General features: G+C 28.5%; 10 protein-coding genes and 1 rRNA gene. 10 read left to right on the top strand and 1 reads right to left on the bottom strand.

Annotation, left to right across the window (positions count from 1 at the left end; all coding sequences use genetic code 4):
• Positions 1-120: ribosomal RNA gene (locus ACWXVS_RS02665) — 23S ribosomal RNA — on the top strand; the annotation flags it as partial.
• A gap of 561 nt (positions 121-681) precedes the next feature.
• Here ACWXVS_RS02665 and ACWXVS_RS02660 read toward each other — a convergent pair.
• Positions 682-1,230: a deaminase gene (locus ACWXVS_RS02660; protein WP_438340878.1), complete on the bottom strand. Its 549-nt coding sequence runs from the start codon at positions 1,228-1,230 to the stop codon at positions 682-684.
• A 319-nt stretch (positions 1,231-1,549) separates the two neighbouring features.
• Here ACWXVS_RS02660 and ACWXVS_RS02655 point away from each other — a divergent pair, with 319 nt between their 5' ends.
• From ACWXVS_RS02655 to ACWXVS_RS02615, 9 genes are all read left to right on the top strand, one after another.
• Positions 1,550-1,747 carry a hypothetical protein gene (locus ACWXVS_RS02655; RefSeq protein ID WP_455994913.1) on the top strand — a complete coding sequence of 66 codons (198 nt, stop codon included), beginning with the start codon at positions 1,550-1,552 and terminating at the stop codon, positions 1,745-1,747.
• A gap of 392 nt (positions 1,748-2,139) precedes the next feature.
• Positions 2,140-4,941: an OppA family ABC transporter substrate-binding lipoprotein gene (locus ACWXVS_RS02650; protein ID WP_438340876.1), complete on the top strand. Its 2,802-nt coding sequence runs from the start codon at positions 2,140-2,142 to the stop codon at positions 4,939-4,941.
• Positions 4,942-4,949: 8 nt separating this feature from the next.
• Positions 4,950-6,083: an ABC transporter permease subunit gene (locus ACWXVS_RS02645; protein WP_438340875.1), complete on the top strand. Its 1,134-nt coding sequence runs from the start codon at positions 4,950-4,952 to the stop codon at positions 6,081-6,083.
• 25 nt (positions 6,084-6,108) lie between these two features.
• Complete coding sequence (locus ACWXVS_RS02640) at positions 6,109-7,410, top strand: ABC transporter permease subunit (protein WP_438340874.1); 1,302 nt, start codon at positions 6,109-6,111, stop codon at positions 7,408-7,410.
• A gap of 2 nt (positions 7,411-7,412) precedes the next feature.
• Positions 7,413-8,543: an oligopeptide/dipeptide ABC transporter ATP-binding protein gene (locus ACWXVS_RS02635; protein ID WP_438340873.1), complete on the top strand. Its 1,131-nt coding sequence runs from the start codon at positions 7,413-7,415 to the stop codon at positions 8,541-8,543.
• Positions 8,533-11,040, top strand: coding sequence for an ATP-binding cassette domain-containing protein (locus tag ACWXVS_RS02630; protein ID WP_438340872.1), 2,508 nt, complete (start codon positions 8,533-8,535; stop codon positions 11,038-11,040). Before ACWXVS_RS02635 ends, ACWXVS_RS02630 begins: the two co-directional genes overlap by 11 nt.
• A gap of 96 nt (positions 11,041-11,136) precedes the next feature.
• Positions 11,137-11,643, top strand: coding sequence for a hypothetical protein (locus ACWXVS_RS02625; RefSeq protein WP_438340871.1), 507 nt, complete (start codon positions 11,137-11,139; stop codon positions 11,641-11,643).
• A gap of 46 nt (positions 11,644-11,689) precedes the next feature.
• Positions 11,690-12,418, top strand: coding sequence for a triose-phosphate isomerase (gene tpiA / locus ACWXVS_RS02620; RefSeq protein ID WP_438340870.1), 729 nt, complete (start codon positions 11,690-11,692; stop codon positions 12,416-12,418).
• 383 nt (positions 12,419-12,801) lie between these two features.
• Positions 12,802-16,557, top strand: a complete 3,756-nt coding sequence (locus ACWXVS_RS02615) for a hypothetical protein (RefSeq protein WP_438340869.1) — start codon at positions 12,802-12,804, stop codon at positions 16,555-16,557.
• Positions 16,558-16,727 lie beyond the last annotated feature (170 nt).

Genomic DNA, 16,727 nt, shown 5'->3' with positions numbered 1-16,727 from the left:
CCCTCAGAGATGAGTATTCCCTATTAAATTCCTTATAGACTATGAGGTTGATAGGCTGGAGGTGTAAGTATAGCAATATATTCAGCTGACCAGTACTAATAAATTGATTGGTTTAATAGTGATTCTATAGAAGTTATCTAAAATAAAAAAAAGTCGATATTCAGTTTTTAGGGAACAAAAAAGCTTGCCATAAATATAGGCAATTTTTTTATATTTTTAGTTGTTTAATTTTTCCCCAAAAAGTGGGAATTTTTTTTAATTTAATGATGGCTTTATTCTTTTTTTAACTTAAATTTTAGTGGTTTTTATAACTAAAACAAGTTTAAATTGATTTTTTTATGTTTGATTTAATAAAATATTCATCGATATTTAATAAATCTAGCGACTCTTTTTGGCTCCCAATCATGTGGAGAAACTATAACAAAATAATTAAAATTATCAAGACCTGCTTGATAATTTTTCTTATTTATTTCATAAGAAATTATTTGATTTTAAAGTAGATGAAAAAAATAAAACAATTTCTTATGAAATTTCTAAAGTAGAACTATTTTTTTCTAATTTTTTATTAGAAAATTGTTAATTCTTAGTCAAATTGCAACATTTTTATAGTTTAAAAATATTTATCAAATATATGATATTAAATTTATTTTTAAGACCTAAAAATTTAAATTAAATAAAAAATTATTTCTTTATTTTAAAATCAATATCAAAATCATTTTTTATTTTTATAAATTCAACACCAAAGGTGCTAAATATTTTTAGGCTAGCTTTAAAATCATCTGCTTCCGGTTTATATTCACTAGCATAATAAACTCTTGATATTTTTGATTGGACAATTAATTTTGCACAGTTATAGCATGGCGAATGTGTAACATAAATTGCTGAACCTGGTTCAATTTTAGAATTAGTTAGATTAGCATTAATTATAGCATTTGCTTCAGCATGAACAACATATGTATATTTTGAATGTAGCACATCATCAGAACAACTTGGTCGATTCCATGGAAAGGCTAGGTCATTATCAACCTCGGTGTTATTAAAACTAGTTGGCATTCCATTGTAACCTAATGAAATGACATAATTATTTGGGCTTACAATACAGGCCCCTACTTTTGTTGTTGGGTCCTTAGATCTAAATGCACTTAATTTGGCTAAGGACATAAAATATATATCTCATTTAATATTGTCTTTATGTTCGTTAAAAATAATATTTTTTGTCTTTGAATTCATAATAGTAAAATTTTATCACAATTTTAAAAAATCAGACTCCGCAGACCCTGATCTAAATTATTTAGTGAAATAAGCAAAAAAGCTCGGATAAGACATTAACTATGTTAATCCAATTCATTATGCTAAATAATTAGCCATAACAAGTTGAATTAAAAAAATTATATCAAAAATATCTAATATTGCTTTATTTTTTTATTTTATTTTTTATATTAATAAAACTGCTAAAACTAAGTCGATTTTTATAAATAAATTTAAAAAGTATTATATTTTTTTGCAAAAAAATTTTAAATGTTGTTAAAATAATTAATGTTAGGAAAAAATGATGGACATAAAAAAAATAAATGAAAATTATCAAATTTCTAGTATGTTCACAGCTATAATAGCTGCATTTTTTGCTATTGAAATTATTAATTTCAACAAGGGTATTATTAAGATGAATTCTATGAATTCGTGAAATAAAAATATTATTCTTGGAGGAATTTGTAATGCAACTTATACATTTAAATATCATAATTAATAAGATTAAAATTAAAAAGAATAATATAGATTTTTCATATTTCAACATTATTTACCGTCCTAAGATTATGGATTTTAGAGGTACATAATTACTCAATAAACATAAGAATTTTCTTAATAAAAAAGTATCTTTTAGCATTTTCTTAATAAAACCCAGATTTAAATAATTTCAATAAAAAAGTAATAAAAATCAATCAAAAATGTATTAAAAAAGTCACATTGAAAGACAAGAGAAAATGCGCCTCTTTAAGAGCAAAACCTAACAAAAGATTAAAAATAATTTATAATTATTTTGTAATTTTATATAAGTCATTTTATATAACTAGATAATAATTTTTTAAATACAATAACACCTTAATGACTTTTATGGAATTATAAAAAATGGAGATTAAAATGAAAAAAGCAAACAAAATATTATTAGCTTCTTTACCTTTACTTAGTGCTTCAGTGCCCCTGCTTTTAGCAAGCTGCAGCAACAACTTACAAAGCGGTAAAGTTCATAAATACGTGTTTGAATATAACTCACCTTATACAGGGCAAGCATTTGTATATGATGCTTCAAGATCGTATGGTGGATATGTAAGTGTCGCAACGACACAACAAACTTCAGCTGGTTTGGTTCGCATTGAAAATATCGGAGAACCAGTTTTAACTAACAAAGTCAAAAAGGATCAAAGTGGTAAAATAATTGGAACTGCTCAATATATCACAACTCCAACTTGAACAAAAAAGGCATTAGCAATGGCTTCTGCAGTTGTTATAACAGACAAAAATGGTTCTATAACAACATTTGATTCCGATGATGCCGATATCATGACAGAGCCTAATGGTGAAAAAGACGGAGTTAAATATTACACTTCTGCTTCAGTAGAATTAAAATCGAATAATCAAAAATCTATCAACAGTTTTAACTTTGATAATAAATTAAAATCAGCTACTAAAGTTCAATTTATTATTCGAAAAGGTGTTTTTTGGGTTGACGAAACGGGTAAAAAGACGAAATATGAAGTTAATGCAAAAGATTTTTATTACTCGTGATTAAGAACACTTTCTGTCAGTCAATCATTTAGAGATAAAAATGGTGGTTCTGAGGAACTTGATAAAGAAGCTGCCAAAGTTTTATCAGATGCTTCTTCATCAGCCTTTACTGATAAAGAGGAGTATTCAAATGATTATTTATTCAGTCTTTTCGGTATTGATCATAAGAAGTTTTCTGTAGAAAAAGAATTTATACAAAAAGTAGGATTAGATGATGCTGTAACATTTGAAAAAATTTCTAATCATGATGATCCAGAATTTACAGAGTTCTTTAATAAGTTAATATTGAGAGATTATACCTTTCAGCCAGCTCCTTCGCAATATATTGATGAAAAGAATCAAACAGAGCAATTGCCAGTATATAACTATAACGGTTTGCAAAATGGTGAAACCAAAAAATTTGAAGATAAGATTAAAAAATTAGATAAAAATTCTATAGTATATAAGGTTGGAGCCTATTGATATGGAGTAAGTTTAAAAAACACTTTATATAATGGCGCATATTATATATCACCTCAAAAAGGCCAAGAGTTAATTCTTAAGAAAAATAAGAATTACTATGATCAAAAATTTGTGAATAGCCCTGATACTATTGAACAAATAGTGTTTATATATAATCAAAACGTTGCGGCAGAAACATTTGCAGACAGAATTTTTAATAAGTACAAAGAAGGTAGCGTTTCACAAATTGCATTTAGTCAATTAAATAAAGCACAACAAGATGAAATTTTGAGAGATGGTAATAAATTTGGATTGCGTTACATTCAAGTTGTAAATACAAATAGACCATTTTATAGAAACGTTGCACAACCATTTGTTAGAGCACTTCCTCAAGGGCAAAAAACTAATTTCTATGAATTCAATGATGCTTTTGCTAAATTAGTTTATGGGGCAACAAGAGACGAGCTATCAAAAGGTTTAAATGATCCAAGTGAATTTATATCTGGTCGTGGATTAATTTTTAGAACTTTAATAAATGCTGCAATTAATTGAGATGAGTTTGCTTCGCAAGCAACCAGTTCTCAGTCATCGGCATGAATAGCAAAAGTTGCAGATGGTTCACCAATTGGCGGTAGTGACCAACAATCATCAAAATTCAGAACTCCAAATGATGTCAGAGACAGAATAAACTCTTTATTTGCTCTAAAGGCAGATAAGTCTGGAAAAATTGATTTTGGCACAATAGGCAAAGAAATAAGTCCTAGCGAAAATGAAGAAGTGTTATTTAAAAAGAATGGAACGAGATCGCAAAAACTTGAATCTGCCGGTTTTGAACAAATTAAAGAAGAACTAAAGAAATTAATTGATAATTTTTATAAAGAATTTCCTGAATATAAAGACCAAGATATTGAGTTTAAATATGCCTTTCCATTTATAAATATACCTAAGGGATATAAAACAGCATTTGAAAGTATTCAAGAAACATTTTCACAATTACATCCAAAATTAAAATTATCAATATATTACACTGATAATAAAGATGATCCTAGATTTGATAATTTTAGATCAAGAGGATCAAATGGATCAGAAACTGTTTCGTGATCATATGACTACGACTCAATCGGTTCGGGATATGACGGCCTTTCATTTAGCGCAAACCTAGTTCCGACATTAACTTGAATAGCAGCAAATGATTCGGATGATAAAAACAAATTAATAAAAGAAAATTATCCAAAAATTTATCAACTTGCAAAGGATATGGTTAAATATGCTAACGAGGATGGACCACATAAGTGAATTGGTTCAGTACCGTTTGCGGATCTTCATTTAGTTGAAAACAAATATAAGGGACAATACCTACCATATACTACCTCTGTTACCTTTGAAAAAAGAACTGAAAACGGAAAAGAACACTATTTTCTAAAAAGAGATAGCAATAATAAAGCAATCCCTTGAACATCACATGATGGCAAGCATGGAACAGATGCTTATGCATGAACAGCAGCATTTTGATTACAATATATTGCAAAACATACTAATGAACAAGCAATTGAGTTAATGGAACAATTTACATCATTCTTTAATATTGGATTCACATATGCAATTTTTAAACAAAAGAACGAATTTGGTAGAGCATTAGTAGAGAAAAAATTTGTCGTACCTGATTCCACAAATCCTGGTGTCGATCTATATGTAGATTGAAAGATTAAAAACTAATTTATACAATGTTTAGATATATACGTCAAAGAATATTATTTGCACTCCTGACATTGTTTATTATAACTTTTGTTGTATATACACTTGTCAGCGCTTTTGGGCAAAGTCCGGTTAAAGCAATAGTTGAAAAACTATTTCAAAATCCTAAAAATAAGCTCTCAATTGAGCAACTTACATATGACAATGAAATAGCTTTTGGGCTTAGATATGAAGATGGTACGCCCATTCCTATCATCGTAAGATATTTCCGCTATATCGGAAATATCTTTCGTGGTGATTTTGGATTTATTATTAATAAAGAAAATAATCCAAATCCTTCTGAATATACTAACATACAATTATTATTTTTTACCCCATTAAAATATTCGATTAGAATTACTCTTCCTGCATTTATTATTAGCTCAATTAGCGGTATAACTATTGGTGTTTTTGCCGGTTATAAAAGGGGAAAATTATTTGACTCTGGCGCTAATTTATTTGTTCTATTATTTGTAGCAATTCCTTCATTTGTTTTAGCTCCGATATTAATTACCATTTCACTAAAAATTGGTATTCCAACCGTAGTTCCGAGAGATGCTCTTGAACCAACATTTGGTAAATTATTTGTATCATATCTACCGCCTGTGTTAATTATTACCTTAACTTCAATGGCTGTATATGTTAGTTATACAAGAAATCAAGTAATCACTGTATTAACATCTAATTATGTTTTAATAGCGAAAACTAAAGGGTTGAAGGCTACTCAAATATTTTTTAAGTATGTATTAAGAAATATTTCGATTCCATTATTTAGCTTATTATTTGGCTCATTCCTTGGGCTATTGTCTGGTTCAATTATTATTGAAAGATACTGAGATGTTCCAGGAACAAGTACTGTTATTGCTAATTCATTTCCAACTGGAGAAATTAATATTATTATGTTTTCAACGATATTCTTTACTGGAATTGGATTAGCTGCTGAGATATTTGTAGATGTAATGTTTGCTGTATTAGATCCAAAAATTACATATTCTGCACAAAATAAGAAAAATTATTGGCTATTTTTTAAAGCATTTTTAGAAAGAAAGAAACTTGAAAAAGATCTATATGCAAAAAGGGCATTGAATCAACAAAACCATAATTCTATGTCTCAAAATCCATAATGAAAGGTAGGTTAGAACGTTAAATATGGAAGATAATTTACAATCTCAGATTAAAGAATTTAACAAAAAATACAAAATAAGTTCTGAACTATCTAGAAAGTTCGGTTTTGTTTCTGAAAGTGATAAGGTTCAAACCTCCTCAATAGCAGGGCGCCCTAAAAAAATGGCTATTGAAATTATAAAAAGATTCTTTTCAAACCCAATTGTTGTTGTTTCGCTAATTGTGTTTTTGTTTATATTACTGGCATCATTATTAATTCCATCAAGTCTAGTCACAAATTATACCCCCAACAAACCAATTAATGGTTATGATTTTATTAACTCGTTGCCGCCGGCATATTCACCTTTTGTAACTAAAGCTATAACACCCGACGATCAGATTTATAAATTCTATAATTATGTTGTTAGTCATGGAAAGGAATTAGGGCAAGAAGTTGAATGAAATAATTGATTTGCATTCTTTACAAATTCAACAACCATTGACACTAATGATCAAGGTCAATTATTTATTCACTATAATGCTTATCATTTATTTAAAGCGTGAGTTCTGAATGGTTTAATTAACTCAAGACCTAACGGAGTTTTACTAACTGATGAATATGTAACTAAGGTTTTAATACCGCAAGTTCCTACATTAAAAACTATTTTAGGAACCTCTTCAACTGGTTATGATATATGAGTTACAACGTGATATGCAACATGGAGAGGGATTGAAATTGCTATTATTACCACAATAATTCAAGCTGTGTTTGGCATCACTTTAGGTGCGGTCCTTGGTTTTTATGCGGGTAAATTAATTGATACAATCATTATGAGAATAATTAATATTTTTAATGCTCCACCAACAATTATTTGGATTCTTATATTTGTCGGAATCTTTGGGACAAACCAAATTTCCTTGATTTTAGCTATGTCTATTGCTGGATGGCCATTGTTTGTGGGTTTAACAAGGTTATACATAATAACCGTTAAAAACGAGGAATATATAACAGCCTCAAAAGCAATAGGTGCTTCTGCCTCAAGACAAATATTTGTTCACGCCTTGCCTGCAATTATTGGGAAAATTGCTAACTCGTTTGTTAAAAATGTCCCAAGTGTAATTTTATGAGTTGCATCATTGGCATTTCTTGGTTTCTTTAAATCTGGGAATGATACTAACTTAGGTCAGATCTTAATTGAATCGGCTTCAGAAGCTAGTGAAAACGTATGAGTAATCCTACTTCCGACATTAATATTATTATTACTATCATTATCGCTAAACTTTATGGCTCTTGGTATTCATGATGCCCTTGATCCTAGAGTAATAACTAAGGGAAAGAGAAAATAATTATGTCACAAATTAAAAAACAAACTACTCAAAAGCGATCATATTTATATTCTAGATTTCAATCGCAAGAAATAATGGAAGATGATAAATTGTTAGAAGTAAGAAATTTACATGTAAGTTTTCCAGCAGGCAGAAAAAAAACTATTCATATTGTTCGTGGTGTTGACTTGGATGTTAAGCGTGGGCAAATTGTAGGATTAGTTGGTGAATCAGGCTCTGGCAAATCAGTAACATCAAAAACGTTAATTAATGTTAATGAGAATGGAATTATAAGTGCTGATAAAATCCAAATTGGTGATTTGGAACTAAGCAACATTTTTAAAAAAGAAAAATATTGGCAAATTGTTCGAGGTCAAAAAATTGGATATATCCCTCAAGACCCCTTAACATCGCTAAACCCAACTCGCACCATTGGAAAACAATTATTAGATGCACTTAATAATAATACTGAGTGAAGTGCTAAAACATATACTGAAAAAAAATCCTATTTATTGGGTTTATTAAAAACATTTGGTTTAAGGGATGTAGAAAAGATTTTTAGTGCTTATCCTCATACACTGTCAGGTGGTATGAAACAAAGAATTGTTATTACTATGGTAGTTGCTCTTAAACCAGATTTAATTATTGCTGATGAGCCAACTACTGCTCTTGATCCTACTGTTCAGGCTAGTGTTCTCGCTTTATTTGAAGAAATTAGACAAAAAATGGGGATTTCCATTATTTTAATTAGCCATAACATTTCCGTTATTGCGAAATTCTGTGATTATATTTATGTTATGTATGCCGGAAGAATTGTTGAAAAAGGTTCGAAAGAAGAAATTTTTACACAACCCGCTCACCCATACACATGAGCTTTAATATCTGCTATTCCTGAATCAAAAGAGGAAAAATTGTATAACATTAAAGGAACACCACCAGATATGGCTAACCTTCCTGTTGGTGACCCTTTTGCTCCTCGTAATGATTATGCTCTTGAAATTGATTTTATCAAAGAACCTCCTTTAATCCCAATAACTGAAACACACTCAGCCGCTACTTGATTATTAAGTCCTGAAGCACCGAAGGTTGAACTCACAAAAGATCTACAAAATCGTTTAGAATTATTTAAAAAGGCATTTCAAAATGAAAAATAAAGAAGAAAGAAAAGTTATATTATCAATTGATAATCTTAAAAAATATTTTGTTAGTCAAGGTATCATTAATAAAGCTGTTGATGGTGTATCTTTTGATCTTCATGAAGGAGAAATTGTTGGTCTTATTGGCGAGTCTGGTTCAGGGAAGACAACTGTTGGTAGAACAATATTGAGACTTTATGATGACTATAATGGATTTGTGCGACTAGAAGATAAAATAATTTCAGGTAAGCATATTAGCCTATCGCTTAAAAAATATCTACGTAAAAACGTTCAAATGATTTTTCAAGATCCTCATGCTTCTTTAAATAGTCAACAAAATATTTATACAATCCTAAGAGAACCGTTATTAGTCAACGGTATAATGAAAACTAAAATAAATGATATTTTCAAAGATTGGTTAGAAGTCAAAAAAACATTTAAATATACATTTCAAATTCAAGCCATGAAGCTAGAACTTCAAAATTATCAAGAAATTAACCGCCTTGCTAATCCTTTCTTTTCAAAATGAAAAAAGGCATTCGCTGATTTTAAATTAGATGAGGAATTGAGCCGTGAAGATAACTTTTCGTTGTTTTATGCTTACCTAGAAGAAAAACAAAGAATGGAAAGTTTGATTATTAATAATATGTATTCAAACGCTTCGTCGTTGATAAATTTCTATTATGAAATGCAATCTAAATACCGTCGCGAAGAATTATCTAAGGAAGAATTAGCATATCGAAAAGCACAAGAAGAATTTAAGAAAATTAGTAAATTAAGTTGTTTATCTTGCGAACAATATGATGATATGAAGGAATTGGAATATCTTCTTGCTAAGAAAAAACAACTAATAAAAGAGCATAAACATCAAATTTATATTTCTAAAAATACGTTTAGTAACTTCTGTGTGGAAAATAAAAATGAAAGAGGCTTAGTGAATATTGCCCGACTAATGTCTACTGATTTAGATTTCTATTTGTATAATTTAAAAAATGAATATCTATTCAAAGCAAGAGTGATGACCTTGAATTCATTAAAAAAATGTCTAACATTTTTACATTATGAAGATATAAAACAATTGGTTAAAGAGCTTGAAAGTTATGTTTTGAACTTTTATAATACACATCTAGAAAAAATTGAGTATTCAAAGATAATGTTAGCGCAAATTAAGCAAACATTAAAAGAAAATTTTAAGTTTGATTTTTCTAAATATACCGAAATTTCCAATAGAAATGAGCAAAACTTTCGCGATGAATTAGAACAATTAAATTCACAAATATCTACTTTAAAGCAAAGAATAGCGCTAAAACAAATTCCGCAATATTCACATCAAGAATTGTCACAAGCGCATAAAAAACTTAAAGAGGCCAAAGAACTGTATTTGCAAGGTCGCTCTAACTTCTTAGTAAGTTATAAGAAAATTATTGATGACTTGTATCAACAAATCCAAATTGAAAAGGCAGAGTATCAACGTTTAGTGGCTGATCAAACTATTTGCAATGATTTATACAAAAAACATAAATTTGAATTCATTAAATATGTTAAAAATCTTTATGATACTAAAATTAATTCTCTAACCGAGAAATATAACGTATTAAAAGAATCACTAAAAGCAAAACCTAATGACCTAAATATTTTTAAAACAAATAAAGATATCAAAAGGATTCTTGAAAAAATTCAGGCTATCAAAAAAGATAAAGATACTGTTGTTAAAATGTATAACTCTGATATTGCCTTGAAAGAGGATACATTAAAATCATTTAATATCGAAAGAGATTATTTAAGAAAAGACATTAAGCGTATTTATCTATTACTTGGCATTGACTATAAATGAGTTGAATTAAATCTTAATAAGAAAAATAGTGAAAATGTTGACGTTCATCATACGAAATGGTCTAAAAGATTTAATCTTTATGATTATAAGTTTTCATTTCCATTTGCTAAATATTTAATTTCAGAATTATTGTATAAAATGATTATTTATCGTTCTCTTGAAGATGTTGGTTTATTAAAACAATTTGCATATCGCTATCCACATGAATTTAGTGGCGGACAATTACAACGTATTGTTATTGCTCGTGCATTGATTACTGAACCAAAAGTTATTGTTGCCGATGAACCAATTGCTTCTCTTGACATTTCTATTCAGGCGCAAGTTGTTAATTTATTAAAAGATTTATGTATTAGAAAAAATATTGGTTTAATATTTATTGCCCATGATTTGAGTATGATTGAATATGTTGCAGATAATGTGCAAATTATGCATTTAGGCAAGATTGTAGAAAGCGGTAAAACGGAAGCTATTTATAATAATCCTTTACACCCATATACAATTAATTTGTTTAAGGCAATTCCCAAAATATCAAATGCTAATGAAAAGTTTCAAAATGTTTCATTTAATATTGATTATATTTATGAGCAACAGTTTCCAAATATGCCAATTAATTATCAAGTTGATAAAGAACATTGAATATACGGAACAAAAGAACAAATTGCAAAATGAGTTAAAAAATAGTTTAACTAAACATTAGACGAATAATATTGTCTAATGTTTTTTTATCTGTTTTAATTATAATTAATTAAGTATAATTAGTAATTAAAGAGAACAGATATGAAGAAAAAAAATTATAGAAAAAGTCAATATAGAAAATCTGGAAGTTATTGATCACGAAGCTGAACACTAGGTAATATTATTTATTTTTTTATTTCAATTTTTTTAATGATTTTAATGATATTATTAACAGGTTTTTTAAAAAAGCAGAGTTCTGTAAAAATAACATGGTCTAATGCAATTAGTGTTGGTTGTGTAACTGTTATGGGTATTGGCTTATTGGTCTTAATTTCTCGTAGCGGATTTGGTAAAGGATTGGCCTCGCCGATATTAAGCTTTTATCATAATTATCGCATTAACATGCGTGCTAAGGCTAAATATTATTCTGGTATGAATCAATTTGAAAAAGATAAGATTTTAAATAGTGAAAGAAATGCTTATAATATCGAACAAGCAAAAAAAAGCAAGAACAAAAATATTTTAGGATCAACTAACTTGGCTTCATATCTCATTATCGGCATTTCGTCCCTTACACTAGTTATTGGTATGCTAGCAATACATTTATAAGAATTTTAATTAATAATAAATTAAAAAAACAAAAGAAGGAATTTTTATGAAATATTTAATCGGAAATTTTAAGATGAATAAAACTTTTTTAGATGTCGAATCTTATATCGATGCTCTTGATTACCTCATAGATGAAAATAAAGCCAAATTAAATAACATTAAGATTGGCATTGCCCCTTCATTTGATAGCACATATATAGCTTATAATAATCCTCAGCGTAGTTATTTATTTGGATTGCAAAATATATTCCATGAATTAAATGGTGCTTATACTGGTGAAGTATCGCTTAATGTGGCAATTGAAGCAAATGTTGATTTTGTAATTATCGGGCATAGTGAAAGAAGATTATTATTTAGCGAAACTGATGAATTAATCAACCAAAAAATATTGCATCTTAAAAAAACTAATATTAAAACTATATTATGTATCGGGGAATCGATAAACGAATTCGAAACTGGCCGTACGTTTGATGTTTTACAAAAGCAAATCCAAAGCGCCCTAAAAGGCATTAGTGATTATAATAATTTAATTATTTCATATGAGCCTGTTTATTGTATTGGTAATGGAATTATTCCAAAGGTTGAACATATCCAAAATGTTGTAAATTTTATTCACAATGAATTAGATAAAAATGTTCCTGTTTTATATGGTGGCTCTGTTTGCTTTAATAGTATAGAAAGATTGGAACAAGTAAAGAATTTGAGCGGATATCTTGTTGGAAAGGGTTCGCTAAATGCAAATGACTTTGTATCGCTAGCATTAAAAATTAAATAAAATAACGACTTTTAGCATATAAATTTTATTTTTTTTACTTAGAGCCATAAATTATGAAGCAAGACAATTTTAAGAAGCATAACTATTTATAAAATTAAAAAATGAAATTTAAAAAAATTAAAATTCAACTTATTTTAAGTTGTTTTTTAATTTTGTTGATGTATGAATCTCTTATAATATAAAGACATAAACTTATAAAAAATATGTTATTAAAATTGGTTACTATTAAAAATATTTAGGAAATATTATAATTTTTTTCTCGTGCTCTATACAATATAAGTGCATATATAAATTATTGTATTAATATAAAAAAACATTGATTTTAGTCATAAAAAGCATAATGTTATATATGTCTTGATGAAATATTTTATAAAGGAATAATTATGATGAAAAGAAAAAAACTAGTGTTGGCATTGTGTTTAACATTGTCAGCTAGCTTAGTTATTGCTGGAGCAACAGCAATAACTTATACGTCGATTAAAAAAAGCAATCAAATAAGGCTTCAAAGAGATTTATTGATTGCCGAAAAAACAAAACTTGTTAATCAAAAGCAAGCGCAATTAGAATCTGCAAAAGATAAGTTAACAAAAGCGCAAGATAAACAAAAAGAATTGAGTAAGAAAATTAGCGATATTGAAAGAAATATTAAAAATATTCAATCTTCAAATCAAGATATCCAAGATAAGATAGACCAAGCTAGTTTAAATTTAGTTAGCAAGGAAGCAGAACTTAGCACTTCTAATAGTGCTTTAGAGATGGCGAGGACTAAGTTAGAAGATGCTAAACAAGAGCAGAAAAAAATTCAATCTGATTTTAATAGCGCCAAAAAACTTTTTGATGAAAAATTAGAGAATTTTAATTTAAAAACAGCGCAATTAGAAGAAGCTAATAAGTTATTAAAAGAAGCAAAAACAAAGAAAGAATTAGCACAGAAGCAATTGGAAGATGCCAAAATTTTAAGTCAACAAAAATCAGGGGAATTAATTCAAAAGGAACAGTCCTTACCACAATTAATGCAAGCTATTCAAGATGCTACTGATGAGAAGAAAAATGCTTCGGATAAGGCAAGTAAGGTTTCTACTGAGTATGAATCAAAAAAGAAAGATCTAGATAGCATAACAAGCGAATTAGATCAATTAAAAACGCAGCAAAATCAACTTTCTGATGAATATATGTTGGCTAAGCAAAAATTAGATGGATTATCAGAAGCAGTTACAAATAATGAAAAACGCATTGAAGAAGCTGTTAAAAAAATCAAAGAAACTGACAATATGATTACTCTAAAAACAGAAGAAGTAAATAATTTATCTAATGATATAGAAAAAATTAGAGAACCTCACAACACTGTTTTAATGCAACTAGATGAAGCAAAAAAACACTTGTCGATAAGCGATGAAGATTTAAAACTAAAGACAGAATCATTTAATAATGCTAATCAAGCCTTGATTGAAGCACAACAAGAATTGCAAAATGCTAAACAAGAGATAGTTGATGCAAAACAAAATCTAGATCAAAAAACAATAGAATTAGCCCAAAACGAAGAAGAAAAAAATAAACTTGAAAAAGAAAAAGAAGTTCTTGAAAATAATCAAAGCGATTTACGCCAAAAATTTGATGATCTCCAAGTGCAAGAACAAGAGGCGCAAGTTAAATTTGAAGAAAAGAAAGATGAGTTAGAACAAGTTTTAAAAGAATATGCACAAGTGGCTCAACAATTTGAACAAGCACAACAAAAAGTTGCCGAAATAGAGCAACAAAGATTAGAAGCCTTGAAGAAAATAGAAGATGCTACAAATGCACCGCAAACTAAACCAGTTGAAATTCAAGAATTAAAAAATAAAATAACCGAAATACAGCGTTCATTAGAAGAAATTAAGAATAAACAAAAACAAGACCAAAAAATATCGGATGATACAAAGCAAAAATTTCCGCAATTAGATGCTAAATACCAGTCTAAACTGCAAGAAAAAACCGAGATTGAAGAACAATTGGCAGAAAAAAGAAATAATGAGAACGAAGCTAAAAGCGAACTAGATCAAAGAATTTTAGAATTAAGTCAAAAAGAAACTGCTAAGAGTGAAGCAATGCAGGCAAAGCAGGAAGCTGAGCAAAACAAAGATACATTAGCTCAGGAAATTCTAGTTTTAGAAGACGAATTAGTTAAATTAGAAGCTAAAATTACTAGTGCAAATACTGAATATGAAAAAGCCGAAAAAGAAGCCCAAGAGGCTAAAGTGGAATTTAATAAGGTAGAAAAAGAGAAAAATAGACTTTTTGAAAAAGTTATAGATTTAACAAAAAAATTAAATGCAAAAAAAATTGATTTTGCTGAATTTTCAAAAGCTGATAAAGAAGCTTTTAATTATCTTAAAAATACCTTTAATCCCGCAATGACTAAATTAAGCAACAAAGAGCGAGAAAGAAATAATAAAAAGACTAGTAAGGATAATTTAGAAAAACAAAAAGTCAAAACACAGGAATCTGTTAACACTAAAAAACAAGAACTAGAAAATGCTAAAGCACAAATAGCAGAGAAGGACGAGTTATTAAGACGTCTAGAAGCTGAATTAGAAAGCTATAATAACGCCAAAAGTGAGGCAAGTGCCAAGTATAATTCTGCTTTAAATACTTTGAAAGCTACGGAAGAGAAAGCTAGAGTTACTCTTGCTGAAACAAATACACTTCAAGCGGAAGTTGAGGCTCTATTAAAGTCTCAAAATGATGCTGATACAGCTATTGAACAAGCCAAAAATGAAATTGCTGCTAAAAATGAAGAAATAGAGCAAACTAATAAACTAATCAAGCAAGCTGAAAAAGATTTAGCTGACGCAAATGAAAATAAAGCAAAAGCGCAACAAACCTTGGATGAAGCTAATGTTAAGAAAACAGAAGCCGAAGCTGAAAAAGCCAAAATTGAACCAGAATTTAAATCAAAATCAGAAGAAAAGGCTCAAAAAGAGGAAGCATCTAGTGTAGCTGAAGACGCTTACCAACAAATTAAGCAACAAAAGGATAGCTATTTCGAAAGATTAGAAGAATTAACAACCGAGATTGCTCAAACAAAAAGTAATATAAACCTACAAAAAAATATTATTTCCAAAGCTAAAGAAGCGCTTGAAGCAGCAAAAACTAGAAATGAAGAATCCACAAAAAGAGAAACTAGCGCATTAACTGATTTAGCTCAAAAAACAAAGGAATTTGAGGAAAAACAATTAGCTAAAAATGAATCTGAAAAAAATAATCAAGACTTAGTTCAAAAGAAAAATGAAGCCCAGAAAACCTTTGATGAATCTGATCATAATTTCCAACAAAAAACAAGAAACTTGGAGCAAGCAACAAATGATTTAAAAACTGCGCAACAAGAAAATAAGGAAGCTAAAAAAGAAAAACAAGCTGCGGAGGCTGATTTAGAAATTGCTAAAACTGATCTTTCTAACAAAAGAATGCAAGCACAAGAAAATGCAAGTAGAGCCAAAATGAAATTAGACGAAAAGACTAAGGAAGTTGATTCAAAAATCGAAGCAGTAAATCAAGTTAAAAGCATTGAATCTAAGGCAAAGGAAGCTAAAGATATTGCTGACCAAAAACATAATGAAGCAATTCAAAAATTTAATGATGCTAATAGTAATTTAAGTAATACAAATAAACAAATAAAAGAAATAAAAGAGGCTATAGCAAAAGCTAGCGAAACAATTGCCAACGCACCCCAAGAAATTGAAAATATAAGTAAAAACATTTCCCAACAAGAAAAAAATATTCAAGAAAAGCAAAATGCTGTAAATGTTGCATTGCAAGAAAAACAAGCCGTTCAATTTCCTAAGGAAATGAAGGAAAAACTGCTAGATGATGCAAATAAAAAAATAGAGAAACAACAAAATGATGTTGAATCTAAAACAAATTTAATAACTGAAATAAATAAAGAATTAGAAGATATTAAAAATCAAAAAGCAGAAGCCGAATCAAAAATCAATAATTTTGGTACTAAAATTCAACAAGAACTAAAAAATAAAGAATTAGCACAAAAAGAATTAGATAAACTTACTAGTGAAGTTAGTCAAAAAATTCAGGATGTCGCAGAAAAAACCGAGAGTCTAGAAGCTGCTAAACAAGATTTACTAAAAGCCACCCAAACAAGATAAAAAATATTTTTAAGTAAAACAACCAATTTCATTTAGAAGTTTCTTGTTTTACTTTTTTATTTATCTTAATATATGACATGTTAAAACATGCAAAATAAGAAAAAATACAAAATAAAACAAAAAAATAGATAAGGTGATAATTAAATAATTTATTAGCACTAATCCTAAAA

This window comes from Mycoplasma sp. 327 (assembly GCF_053851655.1).
Note: the sequence above shows the minus strand (reverse complement) of the source record. Positions and strands in the feature narration are given on the sequence as shown.